Genomic DNA, 13283 nt, shown 5'->3' with positions numbered 1-13283 from the left:
ATTCCCTCCCTCATCATGGCCATCCTGGAACGTGACCTGCGCCTTGCCCTGCGCCATGGGGCGGACACGCTGGGGGCCGTGCTGTTCTTCATCCTGGCGGGCGCGCTGTTTCCGCTGGCCCTGGGCCCCTCGCCCGAACTGCTGCGGCGCATGGCGCCGGGCATCGTGTGGGTCTGCGCGCTGCTGGCCGCCCTGCTGCCACTGGACCGGCTGTTTGGTTCCGAGCTGGAGGACGGCTCACTTGACCAGCTGCTCATGACCGGCCTGCCGCCATCACTGATCGCGCTGGCAAAAATGCTGGCCCACTGGCTGACCACCGGCCTGCCCCTGCTGCTGGCGGCGGGGCCGCTGGCCATCATGCTGGGCATGCCCACCCCCAGCATGCCGGTGCTGCTGATCGGGCTGCTGCTGGGCACGCTTATCCTGTCGCTGATCGGCGGGATGGCGGCCTCCGTCGTGCTGGGCGCGCGCCGCGGGGGCGTGCTGCTGCCGCTGCTGGTGCTGCCGCTGACCACACCCGCGCTGATTTTTGGCGCGGCGGCGCTGGATGCGGCGCAGACCGGCCTGTCATGGGGGCCGGACCTGGAACTGCTGGGGGCCTTCCTGGCAGCGGCCATCCCGCTCTGCCCGCTGGCGGCGGGTGCGGGGCTACGGGCGGCGGTGGAATAGGCCGCGCTATTTTTTTGCCATCGGCACCGGTGTCCCGGCCGGGGCCGGCCCCGCCGTGACATCAAACGGCAGCGTGCCCTGCACCGGATTCCCGGCCTGCGCGCGCATGCGCCAGTGCAGCACGTAATGCCCCGGCGTCAGGGCCACGGTTGTGGCCAGCCCATGCTGTTCATCATCCACAGGCGATGCGGGCAGCAGTTGCGGCACCCCGCTGGGCCCCAGCAGTAGCAGGCGGGCACGGAACGGGTCGATTACACTGTCAAAAGACAGTTTCACCGCCACATTGCCCGCAGGCACGGACTGGCCTGCGGCCGGTTCCGCATGGACAAGAACGGGTGCCGCAGCCGCCTGTCCGGCAAACCCGCCCAGCATGATGGCAAACACGCCACACCGGCGCAGCATTTTGGAAAAGGACACGGGCGGGACACCTCCGGCATGGGTTGGACTGCCGCCTGTATTCCCCTGATACACGCAGGGCGGCAAGACCTTCGTCCCGCCGCCCTGAAATCACGTACCGGGCTGGAAACCATTCCAGAATAGCCCGTTACCAGACATGGAAAAAGCCTCCGGGCGCCGCCTTTTTCCAAAAAGGCGGCGTTCTTCGAAGCTTTTTGGAAAAAGCTTCACCGAAAACCTTCCTATGCCTTACCGGACCTTCCGCGTGCCGGGTTCAGATATAATGTTCCATGATCGGCTTGAGGCCATTGAACCCGGTGGAGCAGTAGGTCGAGACATATGCCCCGGTGGACAGAAGTTCGATCCGGTCCCCCGACTCCAGCGCCAGCGGCAGGGCGTAGGGGGTCTTTTCGTACATGATGTCCGCGCCATCGCAGGTCGGGCCGGCAATGGCGACCGGGCCGGTTTCCATGCCGTCATGCGGGGTGCGGATGCCATAGCGGATGGCCTCGCCCTCGGTCTCGGCCAGGCCGCCAAAACGGCCGATATCCAGATAGACCCAGCGCACGCCATCATTCATGCCACGACGGCTGACCAGCACCACCTCCGACGAGACGACGCCCGCGTCCCCCACCATGAAGCGGCCCGGCTCGATGATCATCTCCGGCAGGTCATTGCCGAAATGCTCGGTCATGGCGTGGCTGATCGCCACGGCAAAACGGTCGATGCCCGGCACGTCATCACGGTAGCGGATGGGAAAGCCGCCACCCAGATTGACCATGCGCAGGTCAAGCCCCGCCGCCTTCAGGTCGGTAAACAACATGCCCACGCGGGCAATCGCGGCTTCGTACGCGCCGGTTTCCGTCTGCTGGCTGCCAACATGGAAGGACAGGCCATACGGGTCCAGCCCCAGGTCACGGGCACGCAGCATGAGGTCGCGCGCATTGTCCAGCGTAGTGCCGAACTTGCGCGACAGCGGCCAGTCAGCCCCTTCATTTTCCACGATCAGGCGGCAGTAGACGCGTGAACCCGGTGCGTGGCGGGCCAGCTTGTCCAGTTCCTCCGCGCAGTCAAAGGCGAACATGTCCACCCCCGCCTGATAGGCGCGGGCGATGTTGCCGGCCTTCTTGACCGTGTTGCCGAACGAGATGTCGGCCGGACGGGCACCCGCTTCGAGGCACATGGAAATCTCTTCCCACGAGGCGGCATCGAACGCCGACCCCAGCCCGACAAGGCGGCGGAGGATGGCATTGGCGGGATTGGCCTTGACGGCATAGTAGATCCGGGCCAGCGGCAGCGCCTCGCGCAGCGCGCGATAGCGTTCTTCCACCCGGTCAACGTCAACGACAAGGCATGGCGTTGCAGGAGCCTGCTCAGCCAGATAACGAGCGATTTTGGGAGTCATCGCACCCAAATCCCTTCTGTTCTGCCGCCCGGATGCATACAATTCTGGAATTGCACAAACGGACAGATGTTGCGAAACGGTCTAACGGACCAGCGACCAATAAGGACCCCCGCTTCCACGGCGGCCCGATTGCCAGAACGCTTGACGTCGTTGCGTAACCTCAGAGGGCCAGTGGCACGTGCGTTGTTGCGTAGGAAGCGCATATGAGGACAATACGCGCGCCATGCAATAGAAAAATCATCCTCTTATGCAGTTTTTGGCCTAGGGTTGCATCATCGTGGCACAATACACACATGCGGGCGGCCCGGACCGCCCGCCACACCGCAGCGCTTCATAACAGGACACGAATCTCCCCTTGATTGGTTCCCCATCCACCGAAATCGACATGACGGAAACCGCCCGACCGACTCCGCACCTGCCCCATTTTTCCTGGGCACAGGTCCGGCAGGTGCTGCGGCAGGTCGCCCGCAATATCGTATCCGACCAGATCACGCTGGCTGCGGCGGGGTGTGCGTTCTACGCCACCCTTTCGCTATTCCCGGCCATGAGCACGCTCATCTCCCTGTACGGGCTCCTGTTCGATCTGCAGACGGTGGAGCCACAGCTTGTGGTACTGCGCAACCTGCTGCCCCCTTCCGCCTATGGGGTGATTGGCGACCGGATCCATCTGCTGGTGGCCGAATCGCATTCCTCCCTCACGCTCAACCTGATCATTTCCACTACCATCGCCACATGGTCGGCCTCGGCGGCCACGCGGTCGCTGATCATGGCGATGAACGTGGCCTACAACACGCCCGAGACCCGCAGCTTCGTGCGCTTCCAGGCCATGGCCATGGGGCTTACGTTCTGCTCGATCTGCGGCGGCATCCTGACGCTGGCGCTCATGGTGGCGCTGCCATTCCTGATAGACTACCTGCCCGAGCACCTGTCGCTGGCGCCGCCACCGGGTTCGGTGGAACTGCTGATCCACATGGGTGGCCCCATCCTCATGCTGCTGTTCGTGCTGTCGCTGTGTTCGGTACTGTACCGCTTCGGGCCGAACCGGCCGCATACCTACTGGCGCTGCATCCTGCCCGGCTCGGTGGGGGCCACGCTGCTGTGGCTGCTCTCATCCAGCGGGTTTTCCTACTATGTCAGCCATATCGCGGGCTACAGCGCCACGTACGGGCCGCTGGGCGCGTTCATCGCCATCATGATGTGGTTCTATGTCTCGGCCTATGTGGTGCTGCTGGGCGCGGAACTGAACGCGGGGCTGGAAATCGAGATGAAGCTGCGCTGCGCGCCCGACAGCAAGATGGAAGGCTGGACCAAGCACCAGTCACTATAGCCCTGCAGGCCCCTAGCGCGGGGCGCTGGCCACTTCCTCATCGGCCGCCACGTCGGCGGGTTCTATGTCGACGGGGGCCGTGCCGGTGCCCAGTATGCCCAGCTGGCGTGCCGCTTCGGGCGAGAGATCAAGGATGCGATGGCCACGGAAAGGCCCCCGGTCATTGACGCGCACGACAACGCTGCGCCCCGTCCGCCGTGAATGGACCAGCAGCCGCGTGCCCAGCGGCAGCTGGGTATGGGCCGCCGTCAGGGCATCGGGATCAAACGTCTCACCCGATGCGGTGGCGTGGCCCAGCTGCCGGCCCGTGCCGTACCAGCTTGCCAGCCCGTGCTGGCTCCGGTGCGGGGGCACGCGCGACATGACGGGCGGCCGCCGCGCCGCGCCGCGCGTGCCATGCCGCACCATGACCGCGCCATGGCGCGCCACCGCGCAGGCCGCGTTCGCGGCACCGGATGCCGCCAGCATGAGACAGGCGATGACAACCGGCCAGGCAAACCGTGCCACGGGGCCGTGACCTGTCGCCTCGCCACCGCCGTGGTGATCGGGATATCCTGTCATCCCCCGATGATAGCACGACCCGGTCCAATATCCTACCATTACGGATGGCGGCCCGGCGCTGCGTGCCGGCCGCAACGGATGACGCGAATAATGCGCCCGCGGGGCACGGCGCCCATCAACAGACTTGGAACACGGCGGCGAGCGTGCTAGGCGCGTGCATCATGGAGCGCCCTCTCATTGCCGTGCTGAACGGCCCCAACCTCAACATGCTCGGACTCCGGCAGCCCGAGGTCTATGGTCACGCCACGCTGGATGACGTGGAGCAGGTCTGCGTCCAGGCCGCCGAACGGCTGGACGTGGCCATCGACTTCCGCCAGACGAATGGTGAGGGGGAACTCGTTTCATGGATACAGGAATGCCGGGGCCGCGCACGCGGCATCATCATCAACCCGGCGGCCTATTCCCATACCTCGGTCGCGATCCTTGACGCGCTGCTTGCCGTTGATCTGCCTGTGATCGAGGTGCACATTTCCAACATTCACCGCCGTGAAGCCTTCCGTCATCACTCCTACGTCTCCCGCGCCGCCATTGGCGTCATATGCGGGCTGGGCGTACGGGGGTATGCCCTGGCGCTTCAGGCCATGACAGACATGATTCTGGACGAGGACGATCAATGAGCCGACTGCTCGTGGATGCGGATGCCATTCGGGCATTGGCTGAGATTCTGACCGATACCGGCCTGACCGAGATCGAGATCGCGGAAAAGGACAACCGCATCCGCGTGGTCCGCGCAGCCAGCCCCGTCGCCCATGCCGTGCCGGCCCCGGCGCCGGTCGCGGCGGCCCCGGTGGCACAGCCCGTGGCCCCGGCGGCACCCGTGGCGGACCTGTCCAAGCACCCCGGCGCCGTGACCAGCCCGATGGTGGGTGTTGCCTATCTGGCGCCCGACCCGTCCTCCCCCCCCTTCGTGACCGAAGGCCAGCAGGTGGCCGCGGGCCAGACCCTGCTGCTGATCGAGGCGATGAAAACCTTCAACCAGATCAAGGCCCCCCGCGCGGGCACGCTGAGCAAGGTCCTGATCGAATCCGGTGAGCCGGTCGAATTCGGCGAAGCGCTGGTCATCATAGAGTAATGTTTTCCAAGATCCTCATTGCCAATCGCGGCGAGATCGCCCTGCGTATCCTGCGGGCCTGCCGTGAACTGGGCATTCCGACCGTTGCCGTGCATTCCACGGCGGATACGGATGCCATGTATGTCCGCCTGGCGGATGAAGCGGTATGCATCGGGCCGCCAGCCAGCCGCGACTCGTACCTGAATGTCGCGGCCATCCTGTCGGCCGCCACCATCACGGGCGCGGACGCGATCCATCCCGGTTACGGGTTCCTGTCGGAAAATGCCGATTTTGCCGAGACGGTGGAAGCCCATGGCATCACCTTCATCGGCCCCACGGCGGAGCATATCCGCATGATGGGCGACAAGATCACCGCCAAGACCACCATGATGGCACTGGGCGTGCCGCTGGTTCCCGGATCGGACGGGGCGCTGGAAAGCCTGGAGCAGGCCCGCGAGGTGGCGGCGAAGGTCGGCTATCCCGTGCTGATCAAGGCGGCGGCGGGCGGCGGCGGGCGCGGCATGAAGGTCGCCCCCACCGAAGCCGACCTGGAGGAAGCGTGGAGCGTCGCCCGCACCGAAGCCCGCGCCGCCTTTGGCAATGACGAGGTCTATCTGGAAAAATACCTCGACAAGCCGCGCCATATCGAACTGCAGATCATGGCGGACACGCATGGCAACGTGGTGCATTTTGGCGAGCGTGACTGCTCGCTCCAGCGCCGCCACCAGAAGCTGCTGGAAGAAGCGGGTTCCCCCGCCCTGACCGCCGCCCAGCGTGACGAGATCGGCCAGATCGCCACCTCCGCCCTGACCAGGCTGGGCTACCGCAACGCGGGCACGCTGGAGTTCCTGTACCAGGACGGGCAGTTCTGCTTCATCGAGATGAATACCCGCCTGCAGGTGGAACACCCGGTAACGGAAATGGTGTGCGACGTGGATCTGGTGCGCGAGCAGATCCGCATCGCCGCAGGTGAACCGCTGGGCTACAGCCAGTCGGACATCCACTTCTCCGGCCATGCGATCGAATGCCGCATCAACGCCGAAGACCCGCAGACCTTCATGCCCACGCCGGGCACGATTACCGTCTACCACCCGCCCGGCGGGCTGGGCGTACGAATCGACAGTGCGCTTTACGCCGGCTACCGCGTGCCGCCCTATTACGACAGCATGATCGCCAAGTTGATCGTGCGCGCGCCGACCCGGATCGAGGCGATCGAGCGCATGCGCCGCGCGCTGGATGAGTTCGTGATCGAAGGGGTCAAGACGGTCATCCCGCTGCACCGCAGGATTCTGGATGACCCCCAGTTCCGCAAGGGGGACTACACCATCCACTGGCTGGAAAACTTCGTGGCCCGCCAGCAGGCTGGCAACTAAACCCGGCATCCCCCGCCAGAACTGGTGGGGATGGCAGGTGGCAAAAAGGGTGGCACCCTTCCGGGGCGCCACCCTTTTTATGTCCCGCACCCCAGACCGTCGTGCCCCGGCGGGCCAGTGGATGGTCAGAGCATGACCGGATCAAGGTAGGGACTGGCGGCGTCAAAGAACTTCTGGTTATGGTCCAGTTCGAAGGAAATCACGTACAGGCAGCCCAGCGCACTGTCGATTTCCAGCCTGACCCCCAGATTGTCCTCCTGCCCCGCCAGCTGCTGCAGATGCGCGATGGCAAATTTGGCCGAGCGCGCGGTGCGTCCGTAATGGCCACCATACCGGCCGCTGAACTGCGCCATGCGGCCCATCATCTCACCCACCACGCGCTGGGCCTCGGCTGGCAGCAGGTGCCGCTCCAGAATGGCACGCAGGCGGATGACATTCAGCCCGATGGTCATGGCGGACAGGATGCCCTGCAGATAGGCGTCGATAATCGTATCGGGCGTGTTTTCCGCATTGGTCAGCAGGCGGACAAAACGGTCCACGTTATGTTCAACCACGTACAGCGTGGTGGGCAGGACACGCGCGCGCGCCACGTAACGCAGCCCGCGCAGGATGCCGGTGCGCATCTGCCAGCGCATGTCGTTCGTATCAAAGGGCAGCACCAGCCGGAAAGCCCACATCGCGTACCACAATGCCAGCACCAGCGGCATGGCGGTGTTGAAGAAGGCCACCTCGTCCAGCCGGCTCTGGTTACCCGGTCCCAGCAGGATGGGCAGGAACAGGTTGTACGAAACCGCCCCCAGAATCAGGGCAGGGTAGGCAAAGGCCAGCCCGCCGGCCAGCATGGGCAGGAACAGGCAGACGGCCATGATCTCGTACGTCGTCGGCTCGGCCAGCCGCCACAGCACCAGGATGCCCGCCACGATGGATGCAATGATGGCCCCGCCCAGGAAGGCCCGCGTGGCCAGCGCCGGTTTTTCCAGTGTCGAGAACAGGCTGCACACGATGGAGACGAACATCATGAACGTCAGCCCCGCCGACCATGCGGTCGTCACCCATATGACCCCGGAGCCGAATATGGTGACCGACGCGCGCAGGCTGTTGGTAAAGGCCTGCTGCCAGTCACGGAAGGTCTTGATGCGGTAATGGAAATGATCATGCAGCAGGGGGTGGCGGCTGGCATCGAACTGGATCAGCGCCTGTTCCAGTTCCTCCAGCATCTGCCCCAGGGCGGTATGGAGCATGCGCTGCTGTGACAGCAGGGCCACCAGCTGCGGATCAATCGGGGGGCCACCGGGGGTGCCCATTTCCTCATCCAGCGAATCGGCAACGCTCTGCCGGCACGCGGCCTGCAGCTCGGCCAGCCGGGCCAGAACGGGCGCGATGTCGTCACTGGCCTCAAGCCGGGGCGCCATGTCCTGAAGGAAGGCCTGCACCCGCGCCGATATCGCATTGAAGGACGCGCCCGGCACCATGTTGGCCCCGTGCATCAGCGCCGCCAGATCCAGCCCGCGCGAAAGCAGCATGGCCACGCGCGCCAGGGCGGCACGGGCGTGATCACCCTCGTGCCCGCGATGGGCACCCATCTCCACTTCCGCGAATTCGATCTGGTCACTCAGCGTGGTGATGTTGGAAAAGACACCCCGCGCCTGACGGAGCACCTGCCCGTTCCCCGCCAGCACGGCGGCCAGGGTCTGGCCGGCACCGTTGATGGCGGTCATGAAATTGGCGGCAAGACGCTCCTGCGCGCGCGTCTCCAGCCGGAACTGGAACAGCGAGGAGACGGTACTCTCCAGCACGATGCCCAGCACGATATAGGTCGCGCGCGACATGGCGGTCATGAAGATGTGCTGGGGGTCGGCAATGCCGTCCAGCGAGATGATGGCGTAGGTAAAGCCGCTCGCCCGCATGCCATGGATGCGGTAATTGGTCATGGTGGCGGGGCCGGGCAGCAGCGTGCCGATAAAGCAGAATGCCCCGATCCCGACCGCCAGCATGAGGATGAACATGATTGGCGCCTGTGGAAAGGCCGCCACAAGCAGCACCGCGCAGATGGTGCCCACCACCATGCCAAACAGGTGCCACCGCGCCTTGGCAACGCTCTTGCCACGCGTGCCCTGCGCCACCATCCACACCGTAAGCGCCGCCCATTGCGGGCTGCCCAGTTCCCACCACAGGGCGATGCCCAGTGCGATAAGCGAGGTGATGGTGGTGCGGAGCGCGTAACCGAAGGTAAAGAGACCAGGCGCGTACAGCCAGCGCAGATGATCCTGCCGCGGTGTCGCGCCCGGTGGCCACAGCCGCCTGAAGAACCCGCGGATCTGGTCCTGGAAACGGTTCAGGGAAAGCTCAAGACCTCTCATCCCCGCACCCTTCCTCCCCCATGCTTACACGGTCCACATGCACTGTACATCATCCTGCCGGCGCGAACAGGCAGGCAGCCGGGCAGCAGCATGCAAGGAAGCGTGTGCCCCATGCCCCGCGCCGCCCTGTCCGCCGGTTACTCGTCGTAGGAAAGGAGGGTCTTGACCGGAATATCCAGCCGCCCCCGGCCGCCAAGGCCCGTAAGCTCGATCAGGGTGGCCGCCCCCACCACATCCGCGCCCACCTTGCGCAGCAGGTGCACGGACGCATTCAGCGTGCCGCCGGTGGCCAGCAGGTCATCCATCACCACCACGCGCTGGCCCGGTTCGATCGCATCGGCCTGAATATGCAGCGAATCGGAACCATATTCCAGGTCATAGCTGTAGGAGACCGTACCCCCGGGCAGCTTGCCCGGCTTGCGCAGCATGACCAGCCCACAGCCCAGCCGGCTGGCAAGCGGCGCCGCCGTCAGGAACCCGCGCGATTCGATGGCGGCCAGCATGTCCGGCGCCCAGGGGGCAACGGCGGCGGCCAGACGCCCCATGGCGATCTGCCAGGCATCGGCATTCCGCATCAGGGTCGAGATATCGTAGTACAGGATTCCCGGCTTGGGAAAATCCGGGATGTTGCGGATGTATTGTTTCAGGTCGATCTTGGCGGTCGTCATGATCGGTGCGCGGTCCCCGTTGCATGGTCATACAGATTCGGGACATGCCAGCCCCGTTCACGAAAATGTCGCCCCTGCGGACGGCCCCCCGCTGTAGCCGCCACACGGCGGGGCGACAACCCCACCCGTTGCGGCCATGCATGCTTTGCCCCCCTGTCCGGGGGCAGATGGGGGACAGGAAGATTTTATTCCTTCGCCACGGCGCCACCGGGCGGGCGGGCAGGACGCAGCACGACCATAAGCAGCATGATCGCAGCCCCCAGCAGCATGACGCCCGCCATCGGAATGGGTGAATTGGCGGGCAGCATGCCCACGAACGCACCGGCAATGGCACCCAGCACGTATTGCAGCGTGCCGACAAAGGCCGAAGCACTGCCCGCAAAGCGCGGATGGTCGGCCAGTGCCCCCACCGTGGCGTTGGGGCCGATGATGCCCGTGGTGCCCAGTGACACCATCATGGTCAGGATCAGGCAGCCCAGCATCCACAGCGGCGGGTGGGCCCCATGCTGCATGGCAAAGGTAATGGCCGTGGCAATGGCGGTCATGGCAATGGTGCCGGCCACCGCAACCATGACCGAGGCCCCCAGGATACGCGCCGCGTCAATCCGGCCCACCAGCACGCCATTAAGCTGCGACGCCCCGATCATGCACACCGCGAACACCCCGAACAGCATGCCGAAATGCGCCGCCGACAGGCCAAACTGGCCCCGGAACACCGAAGGCGCCGCCGACAGGTAGGTAAAGGACATGAAGCACGAGAAACCCGCAATCATGGCATGCGTGATGAACCCGCGGTCGCGTGCCAGCATCACATAGCGGCTGAACAGGGTGACCGGAGAGAACTCGCTTCGATTCTCCGGCCGAAGCGTCTCGGGCAGGACGCGCCAGATCAGTACGATGCAGATCAGCCCGTACACCGCCGATGCCCAGAAGATCGACCGCCACGAGGCAATGGACAGCACCATCCCCCCCAGCGTGGGGGCCAGGATGGGCACGACACCCATCACCAGCACCAGCCGCGACATGAGGCGGGCGGATTCATTGCCATGCGACATGTCACGCACGCAGGCGCTGGGAATGATCAGGCTGGCGGACGCCCCGACCGACGCGATCAGCCGGAACAGCGAGAAGGTGGGAATGTCGCGCGCCATGGCGCACCCGATGGAGGCCAGCGTATAGACCACCGTGCCCAGCAGCATGGGCCTGCGGCGGCCAAAACGGTCGGAAAGCGGCCCCATGGTGATCTGCCCGATTGCCAGACCCACGAACCACACCGCCAGCGTCATCTGCGCCGAACCGGCGCGGCCGTGCAGGGAGGCTTCCAGTTCGGGGAAGGCAGGGAGGTATATGTCGGTGGAGACAGGGCCGACCGCGGTCAGGAACCCCAGCAGGATCGCGATCCAGCCCATCGGGCGGGCGGGCGAGCCCGGCATGGATGTTTCGGATGCATGGCCCGCTGTTGCGGATGAGCCCATGAGGCACTCCAGTATTGAAAGACTGTCCGGACTAGTAGACCAGCAGGGTCCACTTTTTCACCATCTAATTACGGCATTACTGCAATTCGCTATCGTGATACCCATACCGTGTCAGGGCGGAACAGAACGCATGCGGCGCATCAGCCATAGCCCCAGCAGGGCGGACAGGGCAAACAGCATGACCGCAATACCGATGCGCCATGGGCCTTCCAGCCGGATACCCGATCCCACCAGCACGAAGACGACTGTCTGCGGCAGGCTGCCCAGCGCGGTGGCCAGCACAAACGGCACGACCCGCACCCCCAGCATGCCCGAAGCAAGGTTGAGAAGCAGCGCCGAACCCACCGGCATGAGCCGCAGCGTCAGGACGGACACAAAGGGTTCGCGCCGCACGAAACCATCCAGCCGCGCCATGGTTGCCGCAAGCCGCGCGGGCATGCGCGGCCGTCCCGCCCAGCGCCCCCAGCCATAGCCGAACAGGCAGCCCGTCACGGTCGCCAGCGTGGCCAGCACGCAGCCCGCCCCGATTCCATAGGCGGCACCCGCCGCAAAGCACACGGCCTGTCGCGGCAGGCCGAACGCACAGAACGCACTGGCGGCCAGAACGAATAGCGCCACCCCTTCGCGGCCCGCATGCAGCCCGGGCGCAGCCGTCAGCAGGGCACGCATCCCCGGCAGGCGGCCCATGACCAGGGCCAGCCCGACAAAGGCCGCCAGCAGCACGACGGGCCGGACCAGCACACGCGACGTGGGCCGCACAGGGGGGGCAGGCCGTGCGGCGTGCGGTAATGTCATGCGTGCGTCCCGTTTCCGACAGCGATTTGCTCCTTCGCGCCTAGCATCGCCTTGCAGCGGACTGCAAGGGCGGTCTAAATCCGCTTATGTCCGCATATTCCCGAAGTGGCTCCCTGATGGGCCGCACGCCCCCGTCCGCGCAGGCGCTGCGCAACCGGCAGCGTATCTCGACGTGGCTGTTTGCAATCTGCTTCATGCTGGTTGGCATGATCGCCCTTGGCGGCTACACCCGCCTGACCGGATCGGGGCTGTCCATCATGGACTGGCGGCCCATTACCGGCATGATCCCGCCGCTGAGCCATGCGGAATGGGAACGGCAGTTCGCGCTGTACAAGACCATCCCGCAATACAAGATCCTGCATGACGGCTTTGGCCTGGCCGGGTTCCAGCAGATCTTCTGGGCTGAATGGACCCACCGCTTCTGGGGGCGGCTGATGGGGCTGGTGCTGCTGGTGCCGCTGGTGTGGTTTTCCGTTACCGGCGCGCTGGACCGGCGGCTTGCGCTGCGGCTGGTGCTGTTTTTCGTGCTGGGGGGACTGCAGGGCGCCATCGGGTGGTTCATGGTGGCATCGGGCTTCAACCCGGACAGCACGGCCGTGGCCCCGGTGCGGCTGGTCCTGCACCTGTGCTGTGCCTTCGCGCTCTATATCGCCATCCTGTGGACGGCGCTTTCGGTGCGCACACCACAGCCCGCCTTCATTCCCGCAACGCCGGAAGTGGTGCGGGTCCACCGCATGGTCTGGGCCATCTGCCTGCTGGTGGGCATCACGGTCATTGCCGGTGGCTTTACCGCCGGCACCCATGCGGGCTTTGCCTACAATACCTTCCCGCTCATGGACGGGCACCTGATCCCGGCGGGCTACGCGCGGCTGCACCCGTTCTGGCTCAACTGGTTCCAGAACATTCCCGCCATCCAGTTCGACCACAGGCTGCTGGCCACCACCACGGTTGTCATAATCGGCCTGACCATCGCGCTGGGGCTGCGCACGCCGCAGCTGGGCAAGCCCGTGCAGGGCGCGCTGGCGGTGCTGGGCTGGCTGGTGCTGCTGCAATACGCGCTGGGCATTACCACGCTGCTGCTGGTGGTGCCGGTCTGGGCGGGCACGGTGCACCAGACCTGTGCCGCCATCGTGCTGACGGCGGCCATCATCACCCTGCACCGGCTGCGCGGGGTGGGACGGCCCTGACTGGCGGCAGCCGGGG

The 13283-nt window shown here is 65.5% G+C and carries 13 protein-coding genes; 6 read left to right on the top strand and 7 right to left on the bottom strand.

The window, feature by feature from the left end:
- The first annotated feature begins 15 nt into the window (after positions 1-15).
- Positions 16-669 (top strand): heme exporter protein CcmB, encoded by a 654-nt coding sequence (gene ccmB, locus GWK63_RS00600; RefSeq protein WP_034926846.1) that lies wholly within the window; start codon positions 16-18, stop codon positions 667-669.
- A gap of 6 nt (positions 670-675) precedes the next feature.
- Here the strand turns inward: ccmB and GWK63_RS00595 are convergent, their stop codons facing one another.
- Together GWK63_RS00595 and GWK63_RS00590 are read right to left on the bottom strand one after the other, a co-directional pair.
- On the bottom strand, positions 676-1086 hold the full coding sequence (locus tag GWK63_RS00595) for a copper resistance CopC family protein (RefSeq protein ID WP_007397094.1): 411 nt from the start codon (positions 1084-1086) through the stop codon (positions 676-678).
- 253 nt (positions 1087-1339) lie between these two features.
- On the bottom strand, positions 1340-2470 hold the full coding sequence (locus GWK63_RS00590; RefSeq protein WP_039998521.1) for a type III PLP-dependent enzyme: 1131 nt from the start codon (positions 2468-2470) through the stop codon (positions 1340-1342).
- A gap of 385 nt (positions 2471-2855) precedes the next feature.
- Here GWK63_RS00590 and GWK63_RS00585 point away from each other — a divergent pair, with 385 nt between their 5' ends.
- On the top strand, positions 2856-3797 hold the full coding sequence (locus GWK63_RS00585; RefSeq protein WP_007397098.1) for a YihY/virulence factor BrkB family protein: 942 nt from the start codon (positions 2856-2858) through the stop codon (positions 3795-3797).
- A 12-nt stretch (positions 3798-3809) separates the two neighbouring features.
- On the opposite strand, the gene GWK63_RS00580 is transcribed toward GWK63_RS00585, so the two are convergent.
- Complete coding sequence (locus GWK63_RS00580; RefSeq protein ID WP_166498084.1) at positions 3810-4358, bottom strand: septal ring lytic transglycosylase RlpA family protein; 549 nt, start codon at positions 4356-4358, stop codon at positions 3810-3812.
- Positions 4359-4519: 161 nt separating this feature from the next.
- On the opposite strand from GWK63_RS00580, the gene aroQ reads away from it, so the two are divergent.
- Genes aroQ through accC form a run of 3 tightly spaced genes read left to right on the top strand, consistent with a single transcriptional unit; the run spans position 4520 to position 6782 of the window.
- A complete protein-coding gene (gene aroQ, locus GWK63_RS00575) occupies positions 4520-4975 on the top strand; it encodes a type II 3-dehydroquinate dehydratase (RefSeq protein WP_010514708.1) in 456 nt (151 codons plus the stop codon).
- The gene (locus tag GWK63_RS00570; protein ID WP_034926834.1) at positions 4972-5430 is read left to right on the top strand and encodes an acetyl-CoA carboxylase biotin carboxyl carrier protein; all 459 of its coding nucleotides are present in this window, start codon (positions 4972-4974) and stop codon (positions 5428-5430) included. The genes aroQ and GWK63_RS00570 overlap by 4 nt, the downstream gene beginning before the upstream one ends.
- Positions 5430-6782: an acetyl-CoA carboxylase biotin carboxylase subunit gene (gene accC, locus GWK63_RS00565; protein ID WP_007397103.1), complete on the top strand. Its 1353-nt coding sequence runs from the start codon at positions 5430-5432 to the stop codon at positions 6780-6782. Before GWK63_RS00570 ends, accC begins: the two co-directional genes overlap by 1 nt.
- Before the next feature lie 125 nt (positions 6783-6907).
- Here the strand turns inward: accC and GWK63_RS00560 are convergent, their stop codons facing one another.
- From GWK63_RS00560 to GWK63_RS00545, 4 genes are all read right to left on the bottom strand, one after another.
- Complete coding sequence (locus tag GWK63_RS00560) at positions 6908-9142, bottom strand: FUSC family protein (RefSeq protein ID WP_039998523.1); 2235 nt, start codon at positions 9140-9142, stop codon at positions 6908-6910.
- A 137-nt stretch (positions 9143-9279) separates the two neighbouring features.
- Positions 9280-9810, bottom strand: a complete 531-nt coding sequence (locus GWK63_RS00555; RefSeq protein WP_007397106.1) for an adenine phosphoribosyltransferase — start codon at positions 9808-9810, stop codon at positions 9280-9282.
- A gap of 185 nt (positions 9811-9995) precedes the next feature.
- Positions 9996-11285 (bottom strand): multidrug effflux MFS transporter, encoded by a 1290-nt coding sequence (locus GWK63_RS00550; RefSeq protein ID WP_007397107.1) that lies wholly within the window; start codon positions 11283-11285, stop codon positions 9996-9998.
- 111 nt (positions 11286-11396) lie between these two features.
- Positions 11397-12080 (bottom strand): TVP38/TMEM64 family protein, encoded by a 684-nt coding sequence (locus GWK63_RS00545; RefSeq protein WP_223846600.1) that lies wholly within the window; start codon positions 12078-12080, stop codon positions 11397-11399.
- A 116-nt stretch (positions 12081-12196) separates the two neighbouring features.
- Between GWK63_RS00545 and GWK63_RS00540 the strand changes: the two genes are divergently transcribed.
- The gene (locus tag GWK63_RS00540; RefSeq protein ID WP_050800553.1) at positions 12197-13267 is read left to right on the top strand and encodes a COX15/CtaA family protein; all 1071 of its coding nucleotides are present in this window, start codon (positions 12197-12199) and stop codon (positions 13265-13267) included.
- Positions 13268-13283 lie beyond the last annotated feature (16 nt).

This window comes from Komagataeibacter rhaeticus (assembly GCF_011611525.1).
In the GTDB taxonomy this organism is placed as follows: domain Bacteria; phylum Pseudomonadota; class Alphaproteobacteria; order Acetobacterales; family Acetobacteraceae; genus Komagataeibacter; species Komagataeibacter rhaeticus.
This window is presented reverse-complemented; position numbering and strand designations above follow the sequence as displayed.

What these genes read in the sequence shown, in the direction of transcription:
- GWK63_RS00590 (WP_039998521.1), bottom strand. Translation starts at nt 2,470, where the DNA reads ATGACTCCCAAAATCGCTCGTTATCTGGCTGAGCAGGCTCCTGCAACG.
- accC (WP_007397103.1), top strand. Translation starts at nt 5,430, where the DNA reads ATGTTTTCCAAGATCCTCATTGCCAATCGCGGCGAGATCGCCCTGCGT.
- GWK63_RS00550 (WP_007397107.1), bottom strand. Translation starts at nt 11,285, where the DNA reads ATGGGCTCATCCGCAACAGCGGGCCATGCATCCGAAACATCCATGCCG.
- ccmB (WP_034926846.1), top strand. Translation starts at nt 16, where the DNA reads ATGGCCATCCTGGAACGTGACCTGCGCCTTGCCCTGCGCCATGGGGCG.
- GWK63_RS00580 (WP_166498084.1), bottom strand. Translation starts at nt 4,358, where the DNA reads ATGACAGGATATCCCGATCACCACGGCGGTGGCGAGGCGACAGGTCAC.
- GWK63_RS00570 (WP_034926834.1), top strand. Translation starts at nt 4,972, where the DNA reads ATGAGCCGACTGCTCGTGGATGCGGATGCCATTCGGGCATTGGCTGAG.
- GWK63_RS00585 (WP_007397098.1), top strand. Translation starts at nt 2,856, where the DNA reads ATGACGGAAACCGCCCGACCGACTCCGCACCTGCCCCATTTTTCCTGG.
- GWK63_RS00555 (WP_007397106.1), bottom strand. Translation starts at nt 9,810, where the DNA reads ATGACGACCGCCAAGATCGACCTGAAACAATACATCCGCAACATCCCG.
- GWK63_RS00540 (WP_050800553.1), top strand. Translation starts at nt 12,197, where the DNA reads ATGGGCCGCACGCCCCCGTCCGCGCAGGCGCTGCGCAACCGGCAGCGT.
- GWK63_RS00560 (WP_039998523.1), bottom strand. Translation starts at nt 9,142, where the DNA reads ATGAGAGGTCTTGAGCTTTCCCTGAACCGTTTCCAGGACCAGATCCGC.
- aroQ (WP_010514708.1), top strand. Translation starts at nt 4,520, where the DNA reads ATGGAGCGCCCTCTCATTGCCGTGCTGAACGGCCCCAACCTCAACATG.
- GWK63_RS00545 (WP_223846600.1), bottom strand. Translation starts at nt 12,080, where the DNA reads ATGACATTACCGCACGCCGCACGGCCTGCCCCCCCTGTGCGGCCCACG.